The following is an 8,941-nucleotide window of genomic DNA, read 5'->3' as shown; positions in this document are numbered from 1 at the left end:
CTCTGGCTAACACTTCCCCTTGCCGGGTGTGTAGAGGACTTTCACCTCCCAGTCACCAGCGTGGCCACCACAGCCAAGCTGGTTGCGCTTGCGCGCAACGCGCCATGCCTGGCGCACCAAAAAAAACGCGCCGACTGAGCGGCGCGTTGCGGATTCTATCAGGGATAAACCCTGAACTGTAGGAGCGAGCTTGCTCGCGAAGGTCGTTAACGATGACGCTGGCACCCTGGATAAACGCGGCGCCTTTGCGTTTTTCGCGAGCGAGCTCGCTCCTACAGAGGTTGGGCGTTACCCATCAATGTCCGCCAGCGCAGGTCGGCGAGGCCGGGGCTGCGTCGGTTTTCGCCCATTCTTCAGGCGTGTAGGTATGCAGCGCCAGCGCATGGAACTCGCCCATCAGGTCGCCCAGGGTGGCGTAGACCTTCTGGTGGCGCTTGACGCGGTTGAGCCCGTCGAACTGCTGGCTGACCAGCACGGCCTTGAAGTGCGTCTGCAATCCACGGCTGTGCATATGGCTTTCGTCCAGCACACTCAGGTGTTCCGGGCCCAGGGCGGCAAGCGCCGTCTCGATGCGCTGTTGCATGGTCATTCCTGGCTCCACTTACTTCTTGGCAGGCGCGGCGGCTTTTTTCGCCGGAGCCAGTTCGTTGGTCATGTCTTCCAACAGTTTGTTCACCACCGGCACTGCGCTTTCCAGCTTGGCCTGGGTCAACTGGGCCGATTGCTGGGTCAGTTGTGGCATTTTCTCCAGGACTTTCTTGCCCAGTGGCGACTTGTAGAAGGCAACCAGGTCCTTGAGTTCGGACTCGCTGAAGTTACTGGTGTACAGCTTGACCATGTCCGGCTTGAGCTTGTTCCAGCCAATGGCCTGGTCCAGGGCGGCGTTGGCCTTGGCCTGGTAAGTGTCGAGTACGGTTTGCTTGGCGGCAGGTGCCTTGGTCTGCTCGAAACGCTGGGCAAACATTTGCTGCACTTGCATGTACACCGGGGTGCCCAGCTTGTCTGCGTGGGCCAGGGTCAGGAAGGCTTCGGCACTGGCGTTGTGGCTGGCGGTATCGGCAAGAACCTGGCCGCTGGCACATACCAGAGCAACCGCGGTACAGATGGCACGAAGACGAGTCATCGAGTTTCCTTTTCTAGCAGGCGAGGTAAGACCCCAAGGGCGACCATTCTGCGCCTAAAAAACGCTGGCACTCAACCCCACGCCTTGTAGGGCCTGGTTTTGCGGGAGTTTGGCCGATGAAATGGGTTTTATGGAACCCAAACGCGCACCCAGGGCCTAAACTGCGCAAACCGACTACAAGGAGGGTCCCCGCGATGAGCCGTATCGAAACCGACAGCCTGGGCGAAGTACAGGTCCCGGATGACGCTTACTGGGGCGCACAGACCCAACGTTCACTGGTCAACTTCGCCATCGGCGAGCAACGCATGCCACTGGCGGTATTGCACGCCCTGGCCTTGATCAAGAAAGCCGCGGCACGGGTCAACGACCGCAATGGCGACCTGCCCGCCGATATCGCCCGGCTGATCGAACAGGCCGCCGATGAAGTGCTTGATGGCCAGCACGACGACCAATTCCCGCTGGTGGTCTGGCAGACCGGCAGCGGCACCCAAAGCAACATGAACGCCAACGAAGTGATCGCCGGTCGCGCCAACGAGTTGTCGGGCAAGCCCCGTGGCGGCAAGAGCCCGGTACACCCCAACGATCACGTCAACCGCTCTCAGAGTTCCAACGACTGCTTCCCCACCGCCATGAGCATTGCCACCGTGCAGGCGGTGCACGAGCAGTTGCTGCCGGCGCTGCGTGAACTGTCCGGCGGCCTGGCAGAGTTGTCGGCGCGTCATATGAAGCTGGTCAAGACCGGCCGCACCCATATGATGGATGCCACCCCCATCACCTTCGGCCAGGAGGTCTCGGCGTTTATCGCGCAACTGGACTACGCCGAGCGCGCCATTCGCAGTGCCCTGCCCGCCGTCTACGAATTGGCACAGGGCGGTACGGCGGTAGGCACCGGCCTGAACTCGCCCCATGGTTTTGGCGAGGCGATTGCCGCAGAAATCGCCGCGTTGTCCGGGTTGCCGTTTGTCACAGCACCCAACAAATTCGCCGCGCTGTCGGGCCATGAGCCGCTGACCACCCTGTCTGGCGCCCTGAAAACCCTGGCCGTGGCCTTGATGAAAATCGCCAACGACCTACGCCTGCTCGGCTCGGGCCCGCGCGCAGGGCTTGCTGAAGTGCGCCTGCCGGCCAACGAGCCGGGCAGTTCGATCATGCCCGGCAAGGTCAACCCGACCCAGTGCGAGGCGCTGTCGATGCTGGCCTGCCAGGTAATGGGCAACGACGTGACCATCGGCATTGCCGCCAGCCAAGGGCATTTGCAATTGAACGTGTACAAGCCGGTGATTATCCACAACCTGCTGGAGTCGATCCGCTTACTCGCCGACGGCTGTCGCAACTTCCAGGAACATTGCATCGCCGGCCTTGAACCCGACGCCGAGCAAATGGCCGAGCACCTGGAACGGGGCCTGATGCTGGTGACGGCGCTGAACCCGCATATCGGCTATGACAAGTCAGCAGAGATTGCCAAGAAAGCCTATGCCGAAGGGCTGACACTGCGCGAAGCGGCGCTGGACCTGGGCTACCTCACCGATGCCGAGTTCGATCAGTGGGTCCGCCCGGAGAATATGCTCGAAGCAGGGCATTGACCTTCCCTGTAACCGTCCTACAGGGGTTGTACCAACCTTGCGCGCCGGGCCTTGAGCCCGGCGATCAAGGACGGCGCCAACGCCACCGATGCCGACCCCAGCACCACCAGCACCGCGCCACCATACCCCAGGCCGTTGATCTGTTCGGCGTGTACATAGTCGGGCCACAACCAGGCCGCAATCGCCACCGCCACGAACGTCACCAGCGGCGTGATCGCCAGGGTCGCACTGACCCGCGATGCTTCCCAATGGGCCAGCGCCTCGGCAAACGCGCCATAAGCAATCAGCGTATTGAAACAGCACGCCAGCAACAGCCAGCCTTGCAATGGGCTCAATTGCAGCGCCTCCATGGGATGCACCCAGGGCAGCAGCAGAAACGCGCAGCACAGGTAGATCACCATCATCACCTGCAATGAATTCCACACCGTCAGCAATTGCTTCTGGCCCAGGGCGTAGAACACCCAGATGGTGGTCGCCAGCAGAATGGTCAAGACCCCGGCGGTGTAGGTGCCCAGGGACGTCAACAACTCTGCCAGGCGCTGGTTGAAGAACAGCGCAAAACCAATGATCAGCACCAGCAGGCCTACGCCCTGCCCCAAGCTGAAACGCTCCTTGAACAGGAACACACTGGCGATCATCAAGAAGATCGGCCCCATCTGCACCACCAGTTGCGCCGTGCCGGGGCTCAGCATCTTCAGCCCGACCAGGTACAGCACATAGTTGCCCAGAAGGCCGCACACCGCCATTGCCACCAGCCAGCCACCGCGCTTGCCCAGGGCTTTTGGGCTGGGCAGGCGCTTGACGGCGGCCAGGTACACAAACAAGCACGTACCGGACACCATCAGGCGAAACCAGGTCACGGTGATCGGGTCCATCACCTGCAGGACCTGTTTGAGCTTGATCGGCAGAATGCCCCAGAGCAGCGCGGTCAGCAGGGTCAGGGATAAACCGTAGACCCAGCGGCCGGAAGAGATGTGCATGAGAGCCCCAGAAAACCAGAGGTGGAGGAGCAGGCATTCTAGGGGGATGCGAGGCGCTTTGGGTATCGATCATTCCCACGCACTGAAGGCTCTCTGATTTTTACCGGGCACCCATGGCAGGTGTGCCCGGCCCGGACCTTCAAGCCCTTGGCAATGTTCGGCCTTATGGCACCCCCATCACAAGGACACCACTGCCGCTGATGGCCCCGGGAGTCGGCAGGGATCCGGCTCGTCGAACAAGGGAAAATGTCACATCGTCCCCTCCTACGCTGTTGGTAATGCGGGTCAGGAACGAACCATTCACTTGAACTGCAGAGCCTGCACGTACTAGGGCCGTGCCCACTTCAGGGTTAGTCATCATCAGTAAGCGTGAGTCGAATGCCGAGGAAATGCCTTTGTAGGTAATGGTGATCGGTGTGTTAATCCCCCCATCCGGGCATGAGTAGGTAAGTCTGCGGTTGCTGACGATGGTTGATGTCAGCGGGTCGGTGCCGATTGCTCGCTGGTGTACGTTGCCGAAGTCTATGTTGATCGGGTTATTGTTGTTGATCGTGCAGGTTGACGGCGAGATGGTGAAGTTGTTGGCGGCCGTGTATGTAACGGTTAGGTCTGCCCTGTCTGCGTTGTAGTTGTTCGTGGCGGAGATACGCAGCAGCCCGAGAGTGTCGCTGATTCGAACATCGATCGGATTCGACGGGTCGTTGCGCAGCAAAATGTAAGGGGTGATATTGATTGGATAACCGACCCCGTTGTTAGGCATCGTGGCCATCCGTATACCCACCGGGACCGGAACATTGTGGAAAGCCCCGTTGATTCGCAAACCAGCCCTTTCGCCAGCAAACTTTGGACCGGGAGTCCAGGGGGCTCCGGTAGGGTTCCCCGTTGCCCAGTAGTCCTCTCCCCAAGCGGGACCTGCTCCTGCGGTAAAGCGGCATTCGAGCCGGGCGCCCTCCATCACAATTCTGGTGCGATCTCCATCGAGTCGTACGCTCACAGGTACGGTCAGGTGAGTAACACGCGCCCATTCACCGCCATTGACCCGACAATCAACAGCCTGCGCAGTCGTAGTAACAGCAGTCAGGACAAGAAGCACAAAGGCCCCATATAGTCGTTTCATTTCGATCTCTCGTTGCACCTCCCCCCAGGCACAGCCCATCGAACACGCGGTTCGTGTCTTAGAGCCGCCCAGCGGAGGTTTGAGGTTTGTCCAAGGCTGTTTTTCAGCCTATGAATGACGGTGCATCGCTACGGGTAATCCAACGTAAACGTAGAGGTCACCGTGTACGGGCCATGCCCTATGGTTTGATCCCTGATGGCATTCGGCTCACCCTGCACATAGGCCTTGAGCTCAATCACGTTGTTGCCATTGCTCAACACCTGCTCGTCACTGACGACATTCAGGGGCAATGGTTTGTCGCTCGGCGTCTCAAGGCCAATCCCAATACCTGAGGCACCACTGCCGCCATCCAGCGCGAACAATCCGGGAAGCGCCATGTTTTCCCTGCCGCCAAACGTGATGGTGACCGTGTTGCCGATCGTGGTATTACAGTCGTCCAGATGCAGCCTGAACCCCTTCCCCCGTGAACGGGTGTTGATGTAGAGATGCTTGCTGCTCAAGTCCCAGAGCTCCAGCGTGATTGCCTCGTCGCCGGGGCGAATGGTGCAGGCCTGTTCAACCAGGTTGCCCTTGAAACTCAAGTTGTCTGCCGCTTGCCCTGTGGGCATCAGGCCTAAGGTGAGCAGAAATATCAGCCCGGCACAGGACCAACACCTATGAACAATTGCTTGTCGCATGGACTCAACTCCTACTCGTATTCGGCCAACAGCGTGGCCACCGCCGTAAACCTTGCGGGCGCCAGAATTGCACCTGGCCGTTTGACGGGGACCACTTCCAATGTCGGCGGTGACGACAAGGTGATGTCCAGTGGCGTATTGAGTAGAAACGGCACGTTGTTCTGAAAGATCCGGATGCCCAGTTCAGGCACACTGGTTTGCACGGCGGCGCCATCGAACACCGTTGAGGTTCCGTTAACACTCAACTTCAGTTCCCACGGGAGCGTGTCGGTACCGCAACTGATGGTGTAACCAACGCCTCTTCGGTATTTCACGCCATCGATGCGCTTTACCCCGACATCCCCAAAATCGACTTCAATCGTGTTCCCAGCATCAATCGTGCAGGGGGGAGGCTCATTAAGCGTTCCACTGAACGTCAAGTTGGCCGACGCACCACTGCAAAGGCCGATGGAACACAAGGCGAGCAACGCTCGCTGCTGCCAACAGGTCATTGATCGTTCCTCTTCATTGGTATTCGACCACAAGGGTGGCGGCGGCATCGAACGCCCCTCCCGTCAGCCTGCTGCCCACACGTTTGACAGGCACTGCCTGCACCACTGGAAAGTTGGGATACGTAAAATTCACCGCCGTATTCAGAGGCCAGTCGGCGCCATTGACGAACAGCTTTACCCCAAGATCCGGCTTGCGGGTCAAGAGCACGCGGCTATCGAACGCGGCCCCCAGACCCTTGAGTTCCAGGGTCATCGCGTTACTGAACGGGGCACTGCAGGTGACGGTATAAGGCACATCCCGACGATAATTAACCCCATCAATCCGCGATGTCAGAAGATCGGCCCCGAAAGGTACATCGAGCGTACTGCCGCCGTTAATGACACACGGCGGAGGTGCGATGATCACCGCGCGGATGGTCAGGCTGACCTCAGCCTGCACACCTTGGCTGACGGCCCACAGCAGGCCGCCACCGATAAGAAAGGCCCATGAGCCAGTTGCCTTAGCCATTCTTTTGCCCTTACTCATAATTGAGCCTGAAATCCACGACGGCGCGAAAGACCCCACTGGTCAACGGCGCCAGGGTGCGCGTGGGCTGAACACTCCATGTCTGCGTGTTGCTGCCGAGGGTCAAAAATAACGGCTCACCTCTTGAGCCCAGCTGTACATCCCGCCCCTGTGCATCAGTCAAACGCAGGCCCATGCCAGTGATGCCTTGCACCTTGACCAGCCGTGGGTCATCGGCATCGGCCGGTGCGATAAACGCGACCGACAGCACCGGCTGATAGGCACTCCATGTCAGATTCCCCGTACGTTCACTGCGGATACTGCCGGCAGTGCGCTGGCAATCGGTAAAACGCAGTTGAAATGGCCTGGCGGGCGCCTGGTCGCCGGGGCGCTGCAACTGACTGGCCGAGACGACACCCAGGTCAATCGTTTGATGCTGTGAAGCCATTTCCAGACCGCAAGGGGTTTCATGCATGGACCCGGTGACATTCAGCAGCCCATTCTGGCCATCTATATCCTGGGCATGAACGCCCCCTCCAAAGGCCAGCAACAGGCCGCCCAAGGCCTTCAAAATTTGCGACTTCATGAGTTTCTCCCCCAACTGGCGCTACTGATTAGCCGCTGACGCCTGCGCGTTCACTTGGCAAGTATCACCACTGCAGGTGAAGGCCAGCAGCGGGCGTCCGCCGTAATCATTCACGTAGGCCAGATAAGGTGTGGTGCCAAGGACCTGGGCTGTAGGGCCCAGGGTCAGCAAGCCTTTGGGCGGTACCATCAGCGGCTCAAAGCCCGGCACCGTTTTGCCGTCCTTGCTGCTGCGCGCATCCACCAGCGTCACGTAGTAAGGCGTAGGGTTGTTCACCTGATAACGGTCGCCTTCGCGGGTCAGGGTCAGCTTTTCTTGCCAAGGGCTGGAAAAGTCTTGCTGGCTTGGCGTAATAGCTTGCGGCCGGTAGAACAATTTAATGCGGGTCTGCAGGGCAATTTGCAGGGTGTTGGATTTATCGCTGCGCGGAGGAATTTCCCTCAAGTTGAAGTAGTAGACCGTCTCTCGATCCTGCGGTAGCAACTTGGCGGCCGGCAACGCCTGAACTTTCACCTGGCTTTGTTTCCCTGGCTCCAAGCGTTGAACCGGCGGCAGCACAATCAAGGGCGTGGAAATCTTTTTACCCTCTTCATCCTCAATCCAGCCCTGAGCCAAATACGGCAACTGGGTATTGTTATTGGTGATGTTCACGCTGGTGGCATCTTTGCTGCCATCAAAAATCACTCGGGTACGATCCAGGCCGACAGCGGCATTAGCGCTCTGGCTCAAGCCTAGGGCCAGCAATGCGAAAGCCTGGGGGGTAATACGCATATTCAATATCATGAGGCTATGTTCTCCATCTCGGTAGGCTTGCCGGGCAGCGTTGCCGGCTCAGGTAAAGCTTGAACAGTGGTTACGCTCTGGCAGTGCAGTTGCAGGGCATCCGTCAAGCCATCAGCCGGTAAAATGCCTGGGAGTGTGAGGACGCATTGCTCATCGCCGGCCCAACTGACGATCATTTGCTCGCCGGCCTTAATGCCGCTCAAGTAGACATTGCCAGCGTCATTCACAATCCCGGTGTCCTGCTGTTTTAAGTTCTTCACCGTCGCGCCGAAGGGCGGTGAGCTGCCATCCGGCAGGCGCAGAACAGCCATGGCCTTCTCACCGGAAATCACGTCCAAGGATCGATAACCAATAGCCCCTTCGGTAAGCGTCAATTGCGTCACTGATTGAGTGGCTTCGACATTGCTCGGCAAGTTCTCCAGATCGACACTGGCCGCCGTACGCTGATAGCTGCTGATATCGGAGATGACGGCCTTGCCAAAGGCATTACTGCGAGTCGGTGAACCGTAACCCCGCACCGGCACACCGGGTACACCTGCGGTATCGACCATCAGGCGCGTTCCGCCCGTGCCATTGGTACGATGCAAGGCTGCACCGTAAGGCGTGAGTGTGCCGCCGCCGCGTGCAGACACGCTGAGGCTCCTGTAACTACCTTCTTGCTGACTGGCGCTCAGATCGATATCAACCTGATCACCCATATGACTCAGGTAACCATTGACGGCGTTATTGCTTGCACCAAGCTGATAACTATTGCGCTCATCCAGACGGTCACTGTAGCGCGTTGAAAACGTGTTATTACCGGCTGCTCTATTGGCATCCAGCGATAGTGTTCCGGTGCGCCCCAACGGCAAACTGACCGTCAGCGCCATACCGTTATCCTTATAGTCATACTCCTGGCTACGGTACATGTTCAGCGACAGACTCATGTTTTTGACTGTCCCTAAATTAAAGTAACGCGACACGGATAAATGGCTCTTCGCATTTAAGGGTGTAGCTGATTTCTAAACCCTCCTGACTTCAGCAAGCACCTGGCTATGTAATTGGTTAAATTTCTAAAGCCCAAGGCGGTACCTCGTAAGTGCTCAAGTCGCCCGTT

Annotated in this window: 11 protein-coding genes and 1 pseudogene; 1 reads left to right on the top strand and 11 read right to left on the bottom strand. The window is 58.6% G+C overall.

Translation table 11 applies throughout. The features are described 5' to 3' along the window. Window positions 1-295 precede the first annotated feature (295 nt). Together BLL38_RS29280 and BLL38_RS29275 are read right to left on the bottom strand one after the other, a co-directional pair. A complete protein-coding gene (locus BLL38_RS29280; protein ID WP_076965310.1) occupies window positions 296-589 on the bottom strand; it encodes a BolA family protein in 294 nt (97 codons plus the stop codon). A gap of 12 nt (window positions 590-601) precedes the next feature. Next, window positions 602-1,123, bottom strand: a complete 522-nt coding sequence (locus BLL38_RS29275; RefSeq protein WP_029298732.1) for a DUF2059 domain-containing protein — start codon at window positions 1,121-1,123, stop codon at window positions 602-604. 194 nt (window positions 1,124-1,317) lie between these two features. Between BLL38_RS29275 and BLL38_RS29270 the strand changes: the two genes are divergently transcribed. After that, window positions 1,318-2,706: a class II fumarate hydratase gene (locus BLL38_RS29270; protein ID WP_076965309.1), complete on the top strand. Its 1,389-nt coding sequence runs from the start codon at window positions 1,318-1,320 to the stop codon at window positions 2,704-2,706. Window positions 2,707-2,723: 17 nt separating this feature from the next. Here BLL38_RS29270 and BLL38_RS29265 read toward each other — a convergent pair whose 3' ends face one another. The 9 genes and pseudogenes from BLL38_RS29265 to BLL38_RS32090 form a co-directional block, all read right to left on the bottom strand. Continuing rightward, a complete protein-coding gene (locus BLL38_RS29265) occupies window positions 2,724-3,686 on the bottom strand; it encodes a DMT family transporter (protein WP_076965308.1) in 963 nt (320 codons plus the stop codon). A gap of 163 nt (window positions 3,687-3,849) precedes the next feature. Next, window positions 3,850-4,803: a fimbrial protein gene (locus BLL38_RS29260; RefSeq protein WP_076965312.1), complete on the bottom strand. Its 954-nt coding sequence runs from the start codon at window positions 4,801-4,803 to the stop codon at window positions 3,850-3,852. A 128-nt stretch (window positions 4,804-4,931) separates the two neighbouring features. Beyond that, window positions 4,932-5,480, bottom strand: a complete 549-nt coding sequence (locus tag BLL38_RS29255; RefSeq protein ID WP_076965307.1) for a fimbrial protein — start codon at window positions 5,478-5,480, stop codon at window positions 4,932-4,934. 11 nt (window positions 5,481-5,491) lie between these two features. Next, window positions 5,492-5,971, bottom strand: coding sequence for a fimbrial protein (locus BLL38_RS29250; protein WP_076965306.1), 480 nt, complete (start codon window positions 5,969-5,971; stop codon window positions 5,492-5,494). Between the two features lie 13 nt (window positions 5,972-5,984). Beyond that, window positions 5,985-6,479, bottom strand: a complete 495-nt coding sequence (locus BLL38_RS29245; RefSeq protein WP_076965305.1) for a fimbrial protein — start codon at window positions 6,477-6,479, stop codon at window positions 5,985-5,987. Window positions 6,480-6,489: 10 nt separating this feature from the next. After that, window positions 6,490-7,062 (bottom strand): fimbrial protein, encoded by a 573-nt coding sequence (locus BLL38_RS29240; RefSeq protein WP_076965304.1) that lies wholly within the window; start codon window positions 7,060-7,062, stop codon window positions 6,490-6,492. Between the two features lie 21 nt (window positions 7,063-7,083). Continuing rightward, window positions 7,084-7,845 carry a fimbria/pilus periplasmic chaperone gene (locus BLL38_RS29235; protein ID WP_076965303.1) on the bottom strand — a complete coding sequence of 254 codons (762 nt, stop codon included), beginning with the start codon at window positions 7,843-7,845 and terminating at the stop codon, window positions 7,084-7,086. After that, the gene (locus BLL38_RS32095) at window positions 7,842-8,156 is read right to left on the bottom strand and encodes a FimD/PapC C-terminal domain-containing protein (protein WP_415640272.1); all 315 of its coding nucleotides are present in this window, start codon (window positions 8,154-8,156) and stop codon (window positions 7,842-7,844) included. The genes BLL38_RS29235 and BLL38_RS32095 overlap by 4 nt, the downstream gene beginning before the upstream one ends. 39 nt (window positions 8,157-8,195) lie before the next feature. Next, window positions 8,196-8,816, bottom strand: a pseudogene (locus tag BLL38_RS32090) (fimbria/pilus outer membrane usher protein); the annotation flags it as partial. Between the last annotated feature and the right edge of the window lie 125 nt (window positions 8,817-8,941).

It is taken from the genome of Pseudomonas gessardii (assembly GCF_001983165.1).
In the GTDB taxonomy this organism is placed as follows: Bacteria; Pseudomonadota; Gammaproteobacteria; order Pseudomonadales; family Pseudomonadaceae; genus Aquipseudomonas; species Aquipseudomonas gessardii.
The sequence above is the reverse complement of the archived record's forward strand: the minus strand, read 5'-3'. Positions and strand labels throughout refer to the sequence as shown.